This is a genomic window from Paenibacillus sp. M2, from assembly GCF_046713495.1.
GTDB classification, from domain to species: Bacteria; Bacillota; Bacilli; order Paenibacillales; family Paenibacillaceae; genus Paenibacillus; species Paenibacillus amylolyticus_B.
Genome location: NZ_CP169648.1, coordinates 5,349,625 through 5,368,835, shown reverse-complemented (window position 1 = coordinate 5,368,835; position 19,211 = coordinate 5,349,625). Strand labels below are relative to the sequence as shown.

Annotated in this window: 16 protein-coding genes; 10 read left to right on the top strand and 6 right to left on the bottom strand. The window is 45.7% G+C overall.

The genetic code is table 11. From position 1 onward, the window contains the following. Window positions 1–125 precede the first annotated feature (125 nt). A complete protein-coding gene (locus tag ACETMN_RS24750) occupies window positions 126–962 on the bottom strand; it encodes a sulfurtransferase (RefSeq protein ID WP_091013719.1) in 837 nt (278 codons plus the stop codon). Between the two features lie 63 nt (window positions 963–1,025). After that, a complete protein-coding gene (locus tag ACETMN_RS24745) occupies window positions 1,026–1,970 on the bottom strand; it encodes a DMT family transporter (protein WP_411735242.1) in 945 nt (314 codons plus the stop codon). 228 nt (window positions 1,971–2,198) lie between these two features. On the opposite strand from ACETMN_RS24745, the gene ACETMN_RS24740 reads away from it, so the two are divergent. The 3 genes from ACETMN_RS24740 (at window position 2,199) to ACETMN_RS24730 (ending at window position 4,825) form a co-directional block, all read left to right on the top strand. Further along, entirely contained in the window at window positions 2,199–3,101 is a 903-nt protein-coding gene (locus tag ACETMN_RS24740; protein ID WP_411735241.1) for a polysaccharide deacetylase family protein, read from the top strand. A 37-nt stretch (window positions 3,102–3,138) separates the two neighbouring features. Further along, complete coding sequence (locus ACETMN_RS24735; protein WP_411735240.1) at window positions 3,139–3,792, top strand: YkyA family protein; 654 nt, start codon at window positions 3,139–3,141, stop codon at window positions 3,790–3,792. Between the two features lie 142 nt (window positions 3,793–3,934). Further along, the gene (locus ACETMN_RS24730) at window positions 3,935–4,825 is read left to right on the top strand and encodes a hypothetical protein (protein ID WP_411735239.1); all 891 of its coding nucleotides are present in this window, start codon (window positions 3,935–3,937) and stop codon (window positions 4,823–4,825) included. Between the two features lie 255 nt (window positions 4,826–5,080). On the opposite strand, the gene ACETMN_RS24725 is transcribed toward ACETMN_RS24730, so the two are convergent. Together ACETMN_RS24725 and ACETMN_RS24720 are read right to left on the bottom strand one after the other, a co-directional pair. Next, a complete protein-coding gene (locus tag ACETMN_RS24725; protein ID WP_341073724.1) occupies window positions 5,081–6,253 on the bottom strand; it encodes a mannitol-1-phosphate 5-dehydrogenase in 1,173 nt (390 codons plus the stop codon). A gap of 45 nt (window positions 6,254–6,298) precedes the next feature. Further along, entirely contained in the window at window positions 6,299–6,967 is a 669-nt protein-coding gene (locus ACETMN_RS24720) for an HAD family hydrolase (RefSeq protein ID WP_091013734.1), read from the bottom strand. Window positions 6,968–7,468: 501 nt separating this feature from the next. On the opposite strand from ACETMN_RS24720, the gene ACETMN_RS24715 reads away from it, so the two are divergent. Next, window positions 7,469–8,395 carry an ADP-ribosylglycohydrolase family protein gene (locus ACETMN_RS24715; RefSeq protein WP_091013737.1) on the top strand — a complete coding sequence of 309 codons (927 nt, stop codon included), beginning with the start codon at window positions 7,469–7,471 and terminating at the stop codon, window positions 8,393–8,395. A 26-nt stretch (window positions 8,396–8,421) separates the two neighbouring features. Further along, window positions 8,422–9,681, top strand: coding sequence for an MFS transporter (locus ACETMN_RS24710; RefSeq protein WP_256974970.1), 1,260 nt, complete (start codon window positions 8,422–8,424; stop codon window positions 9,679–9,681). A 66-nt stretch (window positions 9,682–9,747) separates the two neighbouring features. Here ACETMN_RS24710 and ACETMN_RS24705 read toward each other — a convergent pair whose 3' ends face one another. Next, window positions 9,748–12,153, bottom strand: a complete 2,406-nt coding sequence (locus ACETMN_RS24705) for a hypothetical protein (RefSeq protein WP_143786465.1) — start codon at window positions 12,151–12,153, stop codon at window positions 9,748–9,750. A 532-nt stretch (window positions 12,154–12,685) separates the two neighbouring features. Between ACETMN_RS24705 and ACETMN_RS24700 the strand changes: the two genes are divergently transcribed. The 4 genes from ACETMN_RS24700 to ACETMN_RS24685 all read left to right on the top strand — a co-directional run bounded on the left by ACETMN_RS24700 (window position 12,686) and on the right by ACETMN_RS24685 (window position 17,236). Then, complete coding sequence (locus ACETMN_RS24700) at window positions 12,686–13,618, top strand: alpha/beta hydrolase (RefSeq protein WP_091013743.1); 933 nt, start codon at window positions 12,686–12,688, stop codon at window positions 13,616–13,618. 219 nt (window positions 13,619–13,837) lie between these two features. Then, the gene (locus ACETMN_RS24695) at window positions 13,838–14,017 is read left to right on the top strand and encodes a hypothetical protein (protein ID WP_091013746.1); all 180 of its coding nucleotides are present in this window, start codon (window positions 13,838–13,840) and stop codon (window positions 14,015–14,017) included. Between the two features lie 130 nt (window positions 14,018–14,147). Further along, window positions 14,148–14,846, top strand: coding sequence for an RNA polymerase sporulation sigma factor SigK (gene sigK, locus ACETMN_RS24690; RefSeq protein ID WP_017687130.1), 699 nt, complete (start codon window positions 14,148–14,150; stop codon window positions 14,844–14,846). A gap of 1,028 nt (window positions 14,847–15,874) precedes the next feature. Continuing rightward, complete coding sequence (locus tag ACETMN_RS24685; protein ID WP_091013752.1) at window positions 15,875–17,236, top strand: amino acid permease; 1,362 nt, start codon at window positions 15,875–15,877, stop codon at window positions 17,234–17,236. Window positions 17,237–17,292: 56 nt separating this feature from the next. On the opposite strand, the gene ACETMN_RS24680 is transcribed toward ACETMN_RS24685, so the two are convergent. After that, the gene (locus tag ACETMN_RS24680) at window positions 17,293–18,477 is read right to left on the bottom strand and encodes a serine hydrolase domain-containing protein (protein WP_091013754.1); all 1,185 of its coding nucleotides are present in this window, start codon (window positions 18,475–18,477) and stop codon (window positions 17,293–17,295) included. A gap of 170 nt (window positions 18,478–18,647) precedes the next feature. Here ACETMN_RS24680 and ACETMN_RS24675 point away from each other — a divergent pair, with 170 nt between their 5' ends. Then, window positions 18,648–19,100, top strand: a complete 453-nt coding sequence (locus ACETMN_RS24675) for an Lrp/AsnC family transcriptional regulator (RefSeq protein WP_091013757.1) — start codon at window positions 18,648–18,650, stop codon at window positions 19,098–19,100. Window positions 19,101–19,211: the final 111 nt, after the last annotated feature.

The following is a 19,211-nucleotide window of genomic DNA, read 5'->3' as shown; positions in this document are numbered from 1 at the left end:
AAATGGTTAGAGGGAGCAAGTGTTGACTTACTGTTAACTTCGGCACATCCTTACTCAACACAAAAGAGTACATCCCCACTTGGCTGATGCACTCCAATTAAAATCTGTATATCTGTTTAATACTTTTATTTTTCCCCGGTAGCCACTGGATTCTCCTCATAACTGATCCAGTCGCTCCAGCTCCCGGAATACAGCTTCACATTCGTATATCCCGCTTCTTCCAGCGCAATCACGTTCGGGCAAGCCGATACGCCAGAGCCGCAGTACACGATGATCGCACCATCCTTGTCCAGCTTACTGAAACGCTCTTCTAACACCCCGGTATCTGTCCAACGTCCATCCCAATCCAACACATCTTTCCAAAAATAATTCACCGCACCTGGAATATGTCCAGCCTTGGCATCAATCGGTTCCTCCAGACCGGCGTAGCGGCGGGCATCACGGGAGTCAATAAGTACGGCACTGCCACTTGCCGAAGCCTGCTGAACATCCTCAACACTTGTCAGCATGGCTGGCTGCACATTCACCTCAAACGAAGCCGGGATCTGAACGGGCACATCCGCGGTCACCGGGAATTTTGCGTTTTTCCAAGCGGAGAAACCTTCGTCCATGATATACACCTGTTCATGACCGATATAGCGAAGCAGCCACCATAGCCGAGATGCATTCATCCCGCCTTGATCGTCATAAGCAACAATACGACTATTGGAGCCGATGCCCGCTTTGGAGAGTCGACTTGCGAGAACAGCCGGATCAGGAAGCGGGTGACGTCCTCCGTGCGCAGACACAGGAGAAGACAGATCTTTTTCCAAATCGAGATAGACAGCCCCTGGAATATGTCCAGCTTCATAGGCTTGTCGTCCAGCCTCCGGTTGACCGAGCAAGAATCGGCAATCTGCAATAACGACATCCGGTTCATACATTCTGGCGAGCAGCCAGCGCATGGATACAATATTTTTCATCAAAATACACCGCCTTATGAGAGTGGTAGAGTCGTTTATAACTATGATTTACGAAAAAATACGTTATACCGTTGTAGGTTCAATAGGCCCTTTTCCCGCAACAGAGGCTTCTGTTGAAGCAATCTGAGGTTTGGTTTTGCCATATCGAATGAAGATCCATACCCCGAATATAATGACGACCCCGGCAGACATCTGTATTGCACTGAGCGATTCGCCGAGCAGCATCCAAGCCAGTAATGAAGAGAATACGGGTTCCCCAAGTACACCCATGGATACCGTCGTGGCATTCATATATTGAAGCAACCAGTTGAAGAGATAATGTCCGAAGATCGTTGGTACAATGGCAAGCAGCAGGAAGATTCCCCACTCTGACGCAGCGTAACCCCCGAATGGGTGGCCCATAATCATATTATATACCGCCAGCGTACAAGCAGCTACGAAGAACACCCAGAAGTTATACGAAAATGCACTAAGTCCTGCTCGTAAAAATTGACCCAGCAGCATATGGACAGCGACGGCAATTGTGCCAAGTAAAGACAGGATATCCCCTTGCAGGGCAGTACCTGCCAACTGGAAATCTCCTGCACCAATGACAATCGAGCCAAGCAGGGCGATGCCCATGCCGATGATCATCATGCGGTTAATTTTGGCTTTGAACAGCCATACCGAACCGGCAAGAATCAATATAGGCTCAAGCGCGAGAATAACGGTGGAACTGGCAACACTGGTGAGCCGCAGTGAACCCATCCAGAGCAGGAAATGAAGGGCCAACATCACACCGGATGCAAGCAGCAATCCCCACTGTCGTGCATTCAGACGCATCATCTCGTGTCTATATTTCCAGACAAAAGGGAGCATCAGCAGGTTGGTCAGAAATAAACGGTACATGGCAATGACCGCAACGTCTGCGGTAGACCAGCGTACAAAGATCGAAGAGAAAGAAATCGCGATAATGCCGACAAAGAATAACAGATAGATGGATCTGCCGGCACGGTTCAAACTTGTCATGGGTGTAGCTCCTTCTTGAAGTCTGATGGCGTAAATCACTTCATTATACAGGAGAAGGTAACCGCAGGAAAGATATATAGAGCGAAGAGATAAGTAGATTGTAACCGGGCTTGTAACTATTCTGTCATTCTCCCGATCCATTTTTCTATTAATCTTCTATATAGAGACATGAAACGAGATAATATACCAATAATCGGGAATAAATGAAAGTAAGGAAGTGGCATGACAGTGAGAGTCCAACAAGAGAGAGCGGGAGATCGTGGAAGTATTCCGCCTAGCACAAGTCGCAAGAAAACACATAAACGAAGAAAAATCCGGTATGGAAGGATTAGCATAGCTCTAATGCTTCTGGTATTGTTCGTTACCGGTGTAACCTATATATTCCTTGGCATGACGCATTGGATCAAAAGCGTTGTGGCGCCGCCTCCGATGACTGTAATCGAACAGCCGGCCAAGCTCGGCATGATACAAGTTACTCCGGATGCGAAGGAGGAGCCGGTACGGTTCCAGGGCCAGGTTCGCAAATTGGCATACATAACGTTTGATGATGGGCCAACTGAATATACAGAACAACTGCTGGATATATTGAAGCAACATGAGGCGAAAGCTACCTTTTTCATGATCGGACGACAGCTGAATCAGCATCCAGATGCAGTGAAACGGCTGTTGAAGGAAGGCAGTTATCCTGGACTTCATAGCATGACGCATAACTACAAAAAGCTGTATAAGAGCGGCAGTTCTGCAAACTTTGTGAAAGAGTTCAAAAAAGAGCAGAAGATGGTGCAAGACCTGATTGGTTTTACACCTCATCTGATTCGTGCACCTTATGGCAGCAGTCCACAGATCGGTGAGACGTTCAGAGGTGATATTGCTGCGGCCGGGTTCAAAATGTGGGACTGGACGACAGATTCACTCGATTGGAATCTTCCCGGTCAGCCAGACAAGATTGTGGCCCGGGTGAGCAAAAGTGTACATCGGGATAAGGAAGTGATTCTGATGCATGAGCGCGAGCAGACGGTTCAGGCTTTACCACGTATTCTGAAGTTACTCGAAGATCGGGGTTACGAGTTCGAAGTATACGATCCGGATGCACACTGGGTAGCCAATTTTAGCGGAGATACCCGCTTGTAATAGAACAACAAGATGATGCAAGAGAGGAAGGACTTTGGTGCTAACGAGTAAAAAAGTGGCGCTTGCAGCAGTTAGTGTATTGCTAGTTTTGCTGGCGAGTGGTTGTGGAGATCCGCAGGAGCCTGCGGCAAATCAGGTAAACCAATTGGTGCTCAGTGGTCAGAAGATTGATCAGAGTTTGAACAATCTGACCAGTCATGAGCAGGAAGATATGAAGTTATACAAGTCCATTTTAGACAAAGGCAAGAACAAAAACAGTGATCTCGAAGCACTTCTGGATCAGGCAGTAGATCATATTGATGAACGAAGCACGTTGTTGAAAGAGGCGGAAGAGGCCATGAAACAGACCAACGAGAAGGCGGTAGACCTGCGCAGTTCATTGAAAGAACTATCATTTGAAAACAAAGAAACGTTGGCACAGGCTGAGAAGGTGCTGGATCAATATGAAGCAAGAGCGCGTGCATTGGAAAATTTTATTGCCTCGTATCAGCTGAGTCTGAGTGCCGATGAGCAGTTGTATGATCTGATGAGAGAAAGTGCAGAACCTAATCTGGTTAAGATCAAGCGAGCCATTCGGTTACGAAATAGCGAATATGCGAAGCTTGCTGAATTCCGCAAGCAATTTAACCTCCAGACCAAAGCATTTAACGTAGCCAATGCCAAACTGGTACAGATGGATCAGGCCAGTTAGGTAGAGGACTACAAAAATCGTTCAGACATTTTGCATGATTGAGCTGCCTTTCTCCCGTGTAAGTACTAGTATACAGCCAAGCCAATGGATGAGAAGCAACATGGACAAGCATCATTGCGTATAAGCTAACGGAGGTGTTCATATGCGAAAAGGGAATAAAATGAAAGTCAGTGCATCACTCCTGGTTTTACTTATGGGATTCTCGCTTGTGGCTTGTGGGAACAGTAATCCTGCTGCACAGCCGCCAGTGAATAATAAGGAAGAACAGTCACCAGCACCGGAGCAACAACCGAATGAAAGTGCTGCAATAGAAGCAGAAGGTATTCTGACTGGGTGGGCTGATCCGCATACCGTTGAGATTCGAGTGAATGAGAAGCCGATGTCATTCCAGGTGAGCGAAGATCTGCAGAAGTCTATGGATGATATCGATGACGAAGATTCCGTTCGTTTCAAATATGTAGAGAAAACGATTGATGCAACAACAAAACAGTTGGTACTTACAGAGATTGCAAAGATTGAATCGAGTGATGACAATAACGCTTCCAATACAGGCGGTACAGTAACTTCCGATCGTCCGAAGACATCAGAGTTGGAAGCGACGGTAGAAGGAATGACCGAGAAACGTCCAGTCACACTGGCACAAGCGAAAGGTTATTCACTTTATGTGTTTGAACCGATGGCTTTTGACGCCGAAGACCATGAATTAACAATGAAGATTGATCCCGATTATGAGGTAGAGATTGAGAAGTTGCCGGTGAATTACAATCTGGATGCGCTGAAGATGGATGCCAAGGAAGAGTTGTCCGAGACCGGAGAAGTGAAGCAGTTAACGGCTGAACAACTCAGCAACGGCCCGATGAAGGATGCAAAATTGTACATGATGTCCCAGAATGATAAGAAAACAGAGTACTTTATTGTCAAAGAACTGGACGGGAATGGTTACATTTTCCACATCCAAGCACCTATTGGTGAACCTTCGGAAGGTTTCCTGCCCATGGCATATGCATCCCTTAATTCCATCATGAATGAGTAGAAAAGGGATGAGGCCCAAGGCTGAGCCAAACGATGTAGTAAATTTAAAAAAAGATTCCCTAAACAGCGTATTTCCTTGAGAGAGGAGGTGCGCTGTTTTATTAACGTTACTACAATGTAGATAGAATGTACCGTGCCATGCCACGCCGTGCATAGACAAAGAGCCGGAAGGAGCGATGCTGCAAAGGTTCCTCCCGGCTTCTTGGCCGTGTTTCTATTCAGTTTGCAGGATCGAACCCATGCCCTGATCCGTTACTCAGGTTAGTATAGTCGATTCCTTGCGCCCTCTAAGTTCTTGATAACGGGCGATTACATTCTGATGAACGGGATGTTCGTCGGGAATTCCCATGCGTTCACGGATGAAGGCGGAGACGCCATCTTCGCGAATCATGTGTTGTAGCTTCATGGCTTCCTCGTCGCGCTTGTCATTAAACAACATTGCGGCCGCCATAGCAGAAGTTAAATGAGGAATGTCAATTCCGAATTCAATGGCCTGCAGCGCTGGGCGAACAAGCCGATCATGAGGCGAAAGCTTGCGAAGGGGGGAACGTCCGACCCGGGTGACCTGATCCGTCAGGTTGGGATTGGCGAAGCGTTCCAGTATGGTGTCGATATATTTGTTATGCTTCTGTGCGTTGAATCCATGCTTCTGGATAAGCATCTGACCCGTCTCTTCCATAACATGGCGTACCTTGGCCCGAAGGGTGGAGTTACTCATCACCTGGCGGATCGTCTTGAATCCTTCGAGATAGCCGAAGTATGCAGCGACACAGTGGCCTGTATTGACCGTAAACATTTTACGCTCGATATAAGGTTCAAGCGAATCCACATAGTGGACGCCGTTTATTTTCTTGAATCCATCCAGAAGTGCTGGACGATGAACGACCCATTCGTAAAAAGGTTCAACAGTGACCTGCAGCGGGTCTTTGTGGTTTTGAGCCGGAACAATCCGGTCCACAGCTGCATTGGGGAAAGAAATATAACGTTCGGCTTTTTTGCGAGTTTGTTCATCCAGAAATGGATAGATGCGTTTCTTCAGCCTGGTGCTACCACCGATGGCATTTTCGCAAGCGATAATATGCAGTGGAGCCTGATTATTGTTTTTCATGCGAAGTTGAATGCCTTTGGCGATCGGTTCGGCGATATCTCCGAGTGCAGATACCCCCACCGCGGTTGTGATCAGATCGGCTGAAGCGATCTCTTCCGCAACCAGATTCTGCTCACTCACATTGATCGCCGTCACGTTGTTGACAATCGTAGTGTCCTGATCGTTATTGGCAAGTGTAATCGGATATTCCTGTCTCTCTTGAAGCATGGAGATTTTCTTCGGGTTACGTGCGACAAAGCAGACTTCGTAGTCGGAAGCGGACAACATATGACCGATAAAACCGCGGCCTATATTGCCCGCACCAAAATGTACAGCTTTCATGTGAACTCCCCCTTTAAGGATTAAATCGCGAAATTCGTGCAAACCTTAGACGGTAGTGACGAGTGGCTTCGAAATCAAATCGTTAAATGCAAGGTCAGTCAAGCAAGACAGCCGTTGGTGAGGCATATCGAATTCCAGTGTTCCTGTGATGGTATTCGAGATGACTACGCAGTGCATACCAGCCGCAGCAGCTGCACGCGCGCCGTTAGGTGAATCCTCAATCGCTACGGCTTCGTCTGCAGTTACTCCAAGGGCTTCAAGCGCTTGAGTGTAGAGTTCCGGGTCAGGCTTTACATTCGCTACATCATCTGCCGTACGAATGACTTCAAAATAATCTTTCAGTTTCAGTTGTTCCAGATGCTGTTCAACCCACTCCCGTTTGGAGCTGGAGGCTACAGCGAGTTTCAATCCGGCTTCACGTGCTTGTTCGAGATATTCCTGAATACCAGGACGCACCTTCTCTTTGTTCATCAATGCAGCGTGCTGCAACTGAACGGACTCCCTGAACGCTTCCCGATCGATCGGAAGATTCAAATCTGTGATGAGGTACTCATACGGATTAAATGTTTTTAGACTGGTCCCGATGCATTGTGAGTACATCTCCAGGGTTAGATCTACGCCATGTTCCTTGTAAGCATCACGAAAAGCAATATACCATGCTGTCTCTGTATCAATAATCGTTCCGTCGAAATCAAATACCAGTGCCTTAATCATAAATTTGTTCCTCCTGTTTCAGAATTAGTTTGGGATAAAATAAAATGAAAATTTTCTGCAAATTCATTTCCGTATATTCATTAACCCGCGGAATGTTATCTGACGCAGTTTATCGTTAATGAATATTAATTTGGGAAAAAATATGCGTTAAAAGCTAATAAAACCGTAACATAGGACAAACTTGGGGGTCAAGTGTGTTATGAATGTTTACATTGAAAGTTTTCGTATGTATGACGTGTTTTCAGAAAGTAATGAACCTTGCAAACCGTTAAGCCCTTTACATGTAAGCGGTGTACTGAATAAACTGTTTTTTCAGCATAATAAAATAAAAGAATTTTTATGAAAATTGGTTTTTCTGATCGTTCAACAGCTTTCGACACTTTTATAATAGAAGAAATCGTGTTCCTGTTATCAGGAATATTAGCTTTACGCCAGATTAAACACTGTGGGAAAATAGAAGAAAGATTCTGAAAGTATATGGAGTAAGGGAGGAAGACAAGCATGCTGCTAAGAGACCGTTTCAATGGCTGCTTCATCGGGCTTGCAGTGGGTGATGCGCTCGGAACTACCGTGGAATTCAGCAGTCCGGGTACGTTTGAACCTGTAACGGATATCGTGGGAGGCGGTGTATTCGGGTTGGAACCTGGACAGTGGACAGATGATACATCCATGGCTCTATGTTTGGCAGAAAGTCTGGTACGCAAGGCAAACTTCGATCCTGCGGATCAGATGCGCAGATACACCAATTGGTACAGGGTCGGGTATATGAGCAGCACAGGCGATTGCTTTGATATCGGCGGGGCAACGCGAAGTGCCTTGGAGAGATTTGAGATAACTGGGGAAGCTTACAGCGGATCAACTGACCCGATGACGGCAGGCAATGGCTCTATCATGAGGCTTGCTCCTGTCGCGATGGCTTATGCCAATCAACCAAACGAAATGGTCCGCTATGCCGGGTTGAGTTCTCGTACAACACATGCCGCAGCGGAAAGCGTAGAGGCATGTGAGGTATTGGCTGCCATACTTGTTGCTGGACTGCGCGGAGTGGACAAGAGCGTCATGCTGATGCCGGAGACATGCAGACAGTGGAGGGAAGAACCTGCCTTTTCGCCCGCTATTGAAGAGGTTGTTATGGGTTCCTATCAGAGCAAAGAACCGCCGGAAATTAAGGGCAGTGGTTACGTGGTTCGTTCACTTGAGGCAGCACTTTGGGCGTTCCATAAATCGGCGAACTTTGAAGAAGGTGCGTTGCTAGCTGTTAATCTGGGTGATGATGCGGATACCACGGGTGCGGTGTATGGGCAGATTGCAGGTGCTTATTATGGACTGAGTGGTATTCCGGCACACTGGCGGGACAAGCTGGCTATGCGTGAAACGTTCGAACAACTAACAGAAGCCTTGTGGTTGAAGGCGACAGAAAATCGTTGATTAAGAGACTGGAGAAGAGAACATCTATGAGCACGACTGGACACAATACAGGATACAAAACAGAACTAGAGGCTTCGCAGCCGGGTAAACGTGGGGCGTTTCCATTGTCCCTGTTATGCCTGACGATTGGCGCTTTTGCGATTGGTATGACTGAATTTATCATTATGGGCCTGCTGCCCAATGTGGCAACAGACTTGAATGTAAGCATTCCGCAGGCAGGACAACTCATTACGGGATATGCGCTTGGTGTAGCGGTAGGTGCGCCGATTTTAACCGTGTTTACGCACAAGATTCCACAGAAAAAACTACTGGTGCTGCTCATGTGCATTTTCATTATCGGGAACGCATTGTCCGTTATTGCTCCCACCTATGGGTTGTTAATCTCGGCACGGATCTTAACGGCATTTGCCCATGGTACGTTCCTTGGTGTAGGTTCAATCATGGCAACACGGCTTGTTGCGCCAGAGAGAAGGGCGGGAGCGGTATCGGTTGTTCTCGCGGGGCTAACGATTGCCAACATCATTGGCGTTCCGTTTGGTACATTTATCGGGCAACAGCTTGGGTGGAGATCATCCTTCGGAGCCATTACAATTCTTGGCATTATCTCATTAATGGGAATTATTCGTTTTATTCCGGTTATTGCGCAAGGACCGCCTGCAAACCTCGGTCAGCAATTCCGAAATCTGGTACGTCCACAAGTGTTGCTGGTTCTGCTTATTGGGGCGTTGGGGTGCGGAAGTTTGTTTACAGTCTTCACCTATATTACGCCGATGCTTGTGGATATTAGTGGTTTTGCGGAGCAAAGTGTGACTTGGATTCTGGTGTTGTTTGGCTTCGGTGTAACCTTGGGCAATATGGTTGGCGGCCGTCTGGCAGACTGGAAGCTGATGCCTTCGTTGATCGTCAACTTTGGGATACTGGCGGTTCTTTTGGCTGCACTTACGATTACACTAGAGAATCCTTATCTCGCGGTAATCACCATATTCTTCTGGGGTGTAGCTGCTTTTGGTATTATGCCGGGACTTCAGATTCGGATTATGAATATGACTCGTGAAGCACCGCTGCTTGCGACAACCTCAAGTCATTCGGCATTTAACCTGGGAAATGCCGCCGGTGCCTATATGGGTGGGTATGCAATTACGCATACGGGACTTATCTCAGTGCCTTTGTATGCCGCAGTAATTGCTGCACTGGGTTTGCTGGGCTTGTTCATCAGTCTGTTGATGAAAGACAGACTGGCTTCACCCGAGGGTGCAGAGGCAGTTAATCCAGTATCCGTACACTAAACAGATGTCAAGAAAGCCTCAGCCATCCTGTGTAACCAGGAGCTGAGGCTTTTTGGGTATGTTGTTTTAATAGATTTCAAGCTCATTGATTCGCACATAGGTTGACTGATGGGAAGGACCTTTACTCGCTACGACACGGATCTTGGAGGTACTGACTGCTGAAAATGTGTGTGAACGCATTAACTCTTGATTGCCTGTAATCTGTACAAGATTCACCCAATTTGAGCCATTCCAGTATTGCAGATCATAATTGGCAAGCGGGTATCCCTGGGTGGTATACAGATCAATTCGCTGGATTGAACTCAATGCCGGCAAATCAATGACGACATATTGGGGAAGTGAGGAATTACGGTTATTGGCCCAGCTATAATTTTCCCCCAAGGCCGTGTTACGATCCCCGTCATTAATTCGGGCTGCTGAATACCCGGGATAGGTGGAAGTTACCGTTATGGCAGCATTTCGTGCCAGGTTCTGTCCGGTTCCCGGATTGGTAGGGGTTTTCACCAGATTCACCAAATTCCAGCGCAGCTCGAAGAGTTTGAAGGACTTATTAAATACAGCTCCTTCTCCTTTGACGAGAGCATCAATCTTTAGAGACATGGTACTGGGCACATTATTGCTGCTTGTCCATTTCCCTGTGCCTTCAATGCCGGCAAAAACACTTACCTCAAGTATTTTTTTGCCGGCAATTTTCAGACCGACTTCCGCTTTGGCTCCTGCCCAAGCAGTGATCTGTCCTTCAATTTTATGGGTTACCGTAAGATATCTGTTCACACTGCTGTAAGGCTGGATCTTCACGGGAATAAAGACACGTGTTTTCCCTTTGACTCCCGCGGTAACCGTGTATCCCTGATCGACCTGAAATTCAAAGGTGACGTTGCCGTCAATACCAATGACCAGAAAAACGCCGACAGATACGGCTCCGAGGTTGCCAGCACCAATGTTGAAGCCCATGATTGGAACTTTAACTTCTTTTTTGAACTTGGCATCACCTTTGATATAGATGTTGGCTTTCTCACCAGCAGTAAATTTCAGATCATATTTCCCCCAAAATCCGTATTTCCCCGTAACTTTGGGTGCAATCAAGGTGAGCTTGCCACCTGCTTCAACGAACACTTTGTTACCGTTTGCATTTTGTTGATTTACAAGTACCTTCTTGAAATCACAGACAAACTCATTGCCGGATTTTTTGCAATTGGCAAAATCACCTGCTCCAGCAGCGCGAATCACATCATTCAGATCCGTTGAATTAATATCAGTTAATTCCGTGGAGTTTATTTCATTCAGATCCATATCGTTTGTATCATTCATGTCCATGGAATTCACATCATTCAGATCCATGGGCGCGATATCCGTGGAAGCGATATCCATTGTTTCTGCATCCGCAAGCATGTCCATATTTGCATCTAAATCGTTTTGAATGGTGTTGTCGATGTTGAACTGTCGCATTTCAGCATCATCAGTTATATCGGTCTCTAACAAGGAAGGGGTTTCCTGAACAAGCCATTCCTTGCTATCCAATACCATCTCAGGATCAGGCATGACGATGTTACGCTCTTCGAACGAGACCTCTTGCTCGGGAATATCATAGTAATCGAACAATTCCTCCACACCCGGAGTGGTGTAATCTACCCGCATACCACCAGAGCTTCTATTGACGCTTGTAACTTTGATAGCCCGGGCAGAAGACTGATCGAGAAAGATCTGACCAGGAGCTAGGTTATTACCGATTTGGGCAGCTTCTTGGGTGCTAAGTTCTATAGAACCTTTCTCTTCCACCGTTTCAAAGACGGCATTTACCACGGGAAGTCTCTTCACCATGGAAGCAGGCATGGGTTGGGTCGGTTTTAACTGATAATCGACTTGCTCGAATTGACCGGAAGAAGAAATGGGATTGCTAATAGCCAGTCCATCTTCGGATACGTTAAACGAGATTCGAAAATATGCTTCTGAAACTGGAGCATCCACATTGGTCTTGCCTGCCCAGATCCAGCGTGCACTGGTCTCCTCAGGCATGCCGCTAATCTGTTTCCAAGGATCACTGCCATACCGTCCGAAGTCAGTAGCACGTGACCATGACGAATCATCGAATTTGGGTTGCTCCCAACCTTCGACATATCGTTCAGATACTTTCCAGTTGAAATCCGTAACCAGATTCTCATCTCCGTAGCTAAGGTCTGCCAGCAGTCCTGCATAGAGGCCTATATCCTTCGCTTGAACCGCAATCACATTGATGCCAGATTGAATCGGCACAGGGAACGTATAGGCTTTGGCCCAGTCGGTGCCTTTTCCCGTCTGTCTTCCGTTTATAAAAAGTGTGAACTCATCATCTGCGGTTATGGATATTTTTCCTTCATTGTTAGATGCAGCATAGACATTGGATGGCCATAACCCCACAAGTAAAGGCAGCAATAATGTAATCACCAGGAATGAAACCCATGATTTTTTGATCGACAAGCGTACATTGAACATCATCATTTTCCTCCCAAAATATAAAGTAGTTGCAAAAGATATAGGCGGCCGAAACGTTGAGAAACTTTTGCGTAAGCATATCTCAGAAGAAAAATATTATAAATCTATTGAAATTGTTCATAGACACCCCCCTATGGAAGCTATAATAAGGTAAAATATTCAATTTAACAACAGTATTTTACATTTTTAATTATGATTCGAGGATAAAGAAGAAAAACTCTGATGCTCTAAGATTCATTGAATTGAATCGATAGAAATGAAAATATTGTTGCAAAAAATGGATAAATAAGTTTAAATATACTATATAAGTAATTCTATGTCGGGAAAACAGAGTGAAATCTACATGTTTCAGTGTTTTTCTGAAGGGAAGGGAGGTGATCTAACCTGTTTATTGTAAGGGCTTTCAATTTTGGGTTGAGAGGAAGCTTGCTTCACCGCTTTAGAAAAAGTTGAACTTCAGCATCAAGCGTACTCCAGTGAAACATCGAGAAACGCATACTTAAGTTTGACAAAATTGAGAGGAGAAATTGAGATGAAAAAACGTATTTCAATCCTTTTAAGTCTTTCGATAGTCGTTGCCATGATTGCCCCAACAATGGCTTTTGCTACGGATTCCAGCGAGGTTGGTGCTCAGAACACAGCGTATGAATCTATGAATGTATCCAGCAATGACGCAAACAATGCTCTGGCTAACACTCCGGTGGTGCCGGCACCACCGGGTTTTGATGGCTATCGAAACAATATTCCGCATGGAAATACCAATCTGATATCCTATTACTCCACAACGGTGGGCAATACACGCAAAGCGACCGTGTATACACCGCCAGGATATTCTCCGAATAAAAAGTATAACGTCCTGTATCTCCTGCATGGCATCGGCGGAGATGAGTATGAGTGGGTTAACGCAATGAAACCCAAGAACATTCTGGACAACCTGTATTCGGAAGGTAAGTTGTCTCAGATGATCGTTGTCATGCCGAATGGCCGTGCCATGAAGGACGACCGTCCAGTCGGTGACATTTTTGCTCCGGACAAAGTGGCTGCGTTTGAACGGTTTGAGCAAGATCTGCTCAAGGATCTGATTCCTCATATCGAAGCCAATTATCCGGTGTACAAAGACAAGAATAGTCGTGCGCTGGCCGGTCTGTCCATGGGTGGTGGGCAGTCGCTTAACTTCGGATTGAAAAATCTGAATACCTTCGCTTGGGTAGGGGCCTTCTCGGCTGCACCGAATACGCAATCTGTATCACAGCTGGTTTCCAACCCGGGACAAGTCGCCAGCCAACTCAAATTGTTGTGGATCTCCTGCGGATCAAGTGATGGTCTGTTATGGGTCAGCCAGAACTTCAAAAACGGCTTGAGTAGCATGAATATTCCGCATACGTTTTATCTGGATGTAGGTGGACACGAACCATCTGTCTGGAACAGTGGACTGTATCAGTTCTCTCAACGAATCTTCAAATGATTTAATTTGAATTAGCTTCTTGAAGCAATTGACAGGAGAAACAGGAATTCATATCGATATGCAGCCTCAGTTCTGTTCTGCACAGGGCTGGGGCTTTATGTTGGTTAGTGTGCGAATATGACATGATGAATGAGAGAGAATATGTTAGCATGAAGGAAGCAGATCCACATGGAGCGGGTAGTTAATTACATAGGTAGATACATGAAGGAGCGAAATAGGATGTTCTATTACAAAGGTGCATTCCGGGAAACGGACAATGTGATCTATTTTAAAAGCGATGTTTCATTAACGGAGAGCGATGTCGTTATATTTGGGGAGAAAACATATTTTATCGAAAGTGTGGAAAAAGAATTTCTCCTGCTTCAGCGGGTGGGTTCCATTGTCTCTGTGAGCCTGTGAAATAACTACAGAAGCTTCACCTTTTTCAAGTGTACGTGCACTTCTGGGCCTCTGCCTACATACAATAGATCGACCCTGTTCCCACATGTGCTCAGGCCAGATCGTTGTAAAACTGCAGGAGGTGTCATCTGTGCCCGGATTGTTTACCGCAATTGCTCTATTCATTAAAGAGTTAACGTTACTCGTCTCGTATGTCAAAAATAATGCGTTCCCCCAGCCACTGGCTGAGGGTGATGAAGCCAAACATTTACGCCTTATGGCTGAAGGCAATGCCCACTCTCGCAATTTGCTCATTGAACACAATCTGCGCCTCGTCGCGCATATCGTCAAGAAGTTCGACAATACGGGTGAAGATCAGGAAGACCTGATTTCCATCGGAACCATTGGTTTGATCAAAGCCATCGAAAGTTTTCAACAAGGCAAAGGTACGAAGCTTGCCACATTTGCGGCGAGATGTATTGAAAACGAGATACTTATGCATCTGCGTTCCCTGAAGAAAACACGCAAAGATGTATCCCTGCACGACCCCATTGGTACGGACAAAGAAGGCAATGAAATTACATTAATCGATATCCTTGGCACAGAAGCTGATGATGTTGTAGATCGGGTACAGCTCAAGATTGAAAAAAGCAAAATTTATCGCAATCTCGACATCCTGGATGATAGGGAGAAGGAAGTTGTAATCGGTCGATTTGGCCTGGAAGCGGGCGGGGAAGAACGAACTCAACGCGAAATTGCGAAGGAACTGGGCATCTCACGTTCTTATGTATCACGGATTGAGAAGCGGGCGTTAATGAAGCTGTATCATGAGTTTTATAAGCAAAAATAGTTGCTGGTTAGATAGCGCTGTTCGTTAAAACGATGGTGCTTTCCGAACCCATTAATTGTAGCTGGATGCATGAAGATCGAAAATTTGATACACTGCGCTCTCTGAAATTGGTACGGACAAAGAGGGCAATGAAATTACACTGATCGATATCCTCGGAACAGATTGGATAAGCAAAGAAATTACTAAACAGACCAGAGGGCGCCTTTATCGGGGCCCTTTTAACTGTGAGGATGCTTGAAATTGGGTCTAATTCGTATTTATTATTTGGGATTATAACCTAAATAAAGGAATTTATATCTACTTCGAAGAATATCTTGTACATAGACCAATTTAATATATGAGGAGTACATCTTAATGAAGCAGCTTTTTCTGAAAATTCCACTTTGGTTTTGGTTCATCTGGATCTTAGGATTTATGATGATCGTGTTCAACTCGTTTCAATGGTATTCCAGTGTTATCAACTTTATTGCGTTAATCATGATTAATGTTGCTAATGCGATTCGAATTTGGAAAAACGATCGACCATTAGCGATTGCCTTTTTATTCGTTTCCGTTCTATGCTTGGTTTATATTTTAATATATTTCCTTAGGTATGTATGGTAAACATGTACATAATCAGGAACTGTCTCAAAAGGGATTCCGCCTCGCACAATTGCTAACGAACCTACCGCACCTTAAATGGTAGATCATTAACGGTTGCAAGATTTAACGAACCTCAGTAACGCTATTTCGTCATAAGAGGGGTTCCGAACCTAAAAATTCCAGTAAATCGACGAATTAGCGTCTCTGTGATTCGTTAGATCTCAGATCTAGGCAAATGGAAGCGAATAGCGTGTGTCAGGTTGATTAGAGCAAAATAACACAGCAAAGAGGATGTCACCCGTCATATCCATGACTTATGGGACATCCTTTTTGCTGTGCAAAAAAATATATAAAGAGGGATATGTATTCTGGGCAGATTATTATATGATGATTAATATTATTTTTCATCGTAGAGAGCATGTGCAGAAAGAGAGTGGTGGTTGATCATGCAGCAAGAAACGTTAACAAGGGGATTAAAGAACAGGCACGTGCAGTTGATGGCGATCGGAGGTGCGATCGGTACAGGTCTGTTTCTCGGAGCAGGCAAAACGATCCAGCTAACAGGGCCATCCATCTTGCTGGCCTACATTATTACGGGTGTTGTGTTGTTCCTGATCATGCGTGCATTGGGGGAGCTGCTGTTAAGCAACTTGCAGTATCATTCCTTTGTCGATTTTGTGCGTGATTACCTGGGAAATATGGCGGCATTTATTACAGGCTGGACCTACTGGTTCTGCTGGATCTCCATTGCCATGGCTGATATTACGGCAGTTGGATTGTATACGCAGTTCTGGTTTCCGAATGTACCTCAGTGGATGCCGGGATTAATTGCGTTAGTCATTTTGCTAATCATGAACTTGGCAACGGTCAAGTTGTTTGGGGAGATGGAATTCTGGTTTGCCCTGATTAAAGTCGTGGCTATTCTTGCACTCATTGTTGTTGGTTTATATATGATATTCAAAGGTTTTACAACGGATCAGGGTCCAGCGAGCTTCACCAATCTGTGGAGTCATGGGGGATGGTTCCCGAATGGACTGCATGGGTTCATCATATCGTTCCAGATGGTAGTGTTCGCCTTTGTAGGCATGGAACTGGTGGGACTCACAGCAGGGGAAACGGAGAACCCGGAGAAGGTTATTCCGAGAGCAATTAACCAGATCCCGATCCGGGTACTGCTCTTCTATGTTGGTGCACTGCTGATTATTATGAGTATCTACCCGTGGAACGCCATTGTGCCGACTGAAAGTCCGTTTGTACAAGTGTTTGCCGCTGTGGGTATTGCGGCTGCTGCAGGCATTGTGAACTTCGTGGTACTGACGTCCGCAGCGTCAGCGTGTAATAGTGCCATTTTCAGTACAAGCCGTATGGTGTTCTCCATGGCAAAGGATCACAACGCACCTGAATCATTTGCAAGACTGAACAAGAGGAAAGTCCCTTCCAATGCGCTGTTTTTCTCCACGATTGTTATTCTGATCGCGATTGTGCTGAACTATATCATGCCAGAGGGCGTGTTTACGCTGATCACGAGCGTGTCAACCGTGTGTTTTATCTTTGTCTGGGGCATCATGGTGATCTGTCATCTCCGATATCGTCGTACTCAGCCGGAACTGGCGAGTCGCAGCCGCTTCAAACTGCCACTTTATCCGTTCTCGAACTACTTGATCCTAGCGTTTTTGGCATTTGTACTGGTGGTACTGGCATTGGCCGAGGATACGCGTGTGGCACTGTTTGTCACGCCGGTGTGGTTTATTCTTGTTGCGGGGATTTACCTTTTTAAAAAGAAAAATTTGAGTAGTAACAGACAGTAGGTGTTACCATTGTCGCCAAATAAAGCCGCCCAATGATATTGGGCGGTTATTCGTATTTAAATTCTTGCAGCCCCTTTGCTTTCACGAATGCCTGCGTAGATGGCATCACAAATATCGGTGGTATACTGGCCCGACATCCCTTCAAGTGCAGTGTTGGTGAACGCTGCAACACTAAGTTCTTCTTTTGGATCAACAAACCAGGAATGGCCGTAAGTTCCACCCATTCGCCACGTACCCGCTGATTCCGGTGTACCCGCTGCCGCAGGATCTTTAAGTACGGTAAAACCAAGGCCAAACCCTCTGCCTGGCCAGTATGGCATCACGAGATCACCGATTTGATTGGTAGACATCTCAGCCGCAACGGCTTCTGCAAGGATAGGCTGTCCCCCTTGTCGCAATGCTTCAAGTAAAGTAAGAAAATCTCCGGTACTTCCAACCATACCGGCTCCGCCTGATGGATAAGCCGAAGGTTGATTCGCACGATTGGGGGCAAGCCGGAAACCGGCAGTCCCTTCAATAAAAGGAACCTGCTCCAATTGATTATGGAGAAGACGCGGTTCTTCAGATCCATCAGCGTATGCAGCGGTCAATCGATCCGAATCGACTGCAACAAAGTCAGTGTCCGTCATGTGAAGTGGACGAGTAACCAGCAGTTGAACAGCTTCTCTTAATGACATTCCGGTTACCTTTTCAATAACGGCTCCGAGTACATCTGTCGCGATGGAATACCTCCACATGTCTCCTGGCTCATATATAAGAGGAACAGAAGCAAGCCTTTGGAGATTCTCCTCCAGACTTAATTCAGATAAATCCATTCCATCCGAGATACCTGCACGTTCATAGGTTCCTTGCTCTTCTTGGAAAAACCGATAGGTCAAGCCAGCGGTGTGTGTCATCAATTGTTGAATTGTTATTTGGGTGTCCTGACCATTGGCAAGCTTGGGCCGGAATGCAGGTAGCCAGCGAGTCACCGGATCATGCAGATTCAGCTTTCCTTGTGAGACCAAAGCCAGAGCTGCTGTGGACACAATGGGTTTAGTTACGGAAGCCAGTCGAAACAGAGCGTTTTCTGCCATGGTACGTTTTTGCTCCCTGTCTGCGAAACCAGCTGCCCGGCTGTATATCAGTTCCCCTCCTAATGCAACCTGTACAACCGTTCCTACGATTCTTTTTTCGCTTATCGCGCGGTCCATGGCTTCATCCAAATAATTATGCAATGTCGTCATGTCTTCTTTTCCCATGTTTATCTTCCTCTCACCAACTGATGTATTTGATTTCTCGTGTTAACTGTGTTTATTATATAAATGATTGATCTTGTATTACATAGTTTGTTAAAGGCATTATAATGAATTGGCGAATATACTTAAGGTAATTTCTGAATATATCTTATGTATTTAAAGGAGCGGATCACATGGACGAAATAGATCAGCATATTCTGTATCACTTGGAGAATCAGGCGAGATTATCCATGACCGAACTAGGCAAATTAGTAGGTTTATCTCAACCAGCTGTGACTGAACGAGTCAAACGAATGGAAGAAAAGGGGATTATCGAGGAATATCGTACGGTGATCTCCCCATCCAAATTGGGCAAGCAGAGCACAGCATATGTTCTTTTTCGTACACGGGATTGTTATCCCTTCCTGGATTTCTGCCGTGCGTCACCTGAAGTCGTGGAATGTTATCGGATTAGCGGGGAGTATAACTACTTGCTGAAAATCCTCACAGACACGATCCAGGGACTTGAAGAGTTCCAGAACAAGTGTGACCCCTACGGGACTTACATGACCTTGATTACGATGTCTTCTCCGATTGCACATAAAAATCTGATGCAAGGACCGAATTTGCTGGCACAGGCAGAATAAGACCGCAGTCTATATAACTTAAAAATGAAATGCAAAAGAGGAGTTCACATCAAGTGAACTCCTCTTTTGTCCTTTGTGTCACTCATGGTGTCTCATGCAAAATGCCTTCCT

Bases quoted from the DNA above. Each gene is read 5' to 3' on its own strand.
- ACETMN_RS24705 (WP_143786465.1), bottom strand. From the start codon at position 12,153: ATGTTCAATGTACGCTTGTCGATCAAAAAATCATGGGTTTCATTCCTG.
- ACETMN_RS24750 (WP_091013719.1), bottom strand. From the start codon at position 962: ATGAAAAATATTGTATCCATGCGCTGGCTGCTCGCCAGAATGTATGAA.
- ACETMN_RS24710 (WP_256974970.1), top strand. From the start codon at position 8,422: ATGAGCACGACTGGACACAATACAGGATACAAAACAGAACTAGAGGCT.
- ACETMN_RS24675 (WP_091013757.1), top strand. From the start codon at position 18,648: ATGGACGAAATAGATCAGCATATTCTGTATCACTTGGAGAATCAGGCG.
- ACETMN_RS24745 (WP_411735242.1), bottom strand. From the start codon at position 1,970: ATGACAAGTTTGAACCGTGCCGGCAGATCCATCTATCTGTTATTCTTT.
- ACETMN_RS24720 (WP_091013734.1), bottom strand. From the start codon at position 6,967: ATGATTAAGGCACTGGTATTTGATTTCGACGGAACGATTATTGATACA.
- ACETMN_RS24680 (WP_091013754.1), bottom strand. From the start codon at position 18,477: ATGGGAAAAGAAGACATGACGACATTGCATAATTATTTGGATGAAGCC.
- ACETMN_RS24700 (WP_091013743.1), top strand. From the start codon at position 12,686: ATGAAAAAACGTATTTCAATCCTTTTAAGTCTTTCGATAGTCGTTGCC.
- ACETMN_RS24715 (WP_091013737.1), top strand. From the start codon at position 7,469: ATGCTGCTAAGAGACCGTTTCAATGGCTGCTTCATCGGGCTTGCAGTG.
- ACETMN_RS24725 (WP_341073724.1), bottom strand. From the start codon at position 6,253: ATGAAAGCTGTACATTTTGGTGCGGGCAATATAGGCCGCGGTTTTATC.
- ACETMN_RS24685 (WP_091013752.1), top strand. From the start codon at position 15,875: ATGCAGCAAGAAACGTTAACAAGGGGATTAAAGAACAGGCACGTGCAG.
- ACETMN_RS24730 (WP_411735239.1), top strand. From the start codon at position 3,935: ATGCGAAAAGGGAATAAAATGAAAGTCAGTGCATCACTCCTGGTTTTA.
- ACETMN_RS24695 (WP_091013746.1), top strand. From the start codon at position 13,838: ATGTTCTATTACAAAGGTGCATTCCGGGAAACGGACAATGTGATCTAT.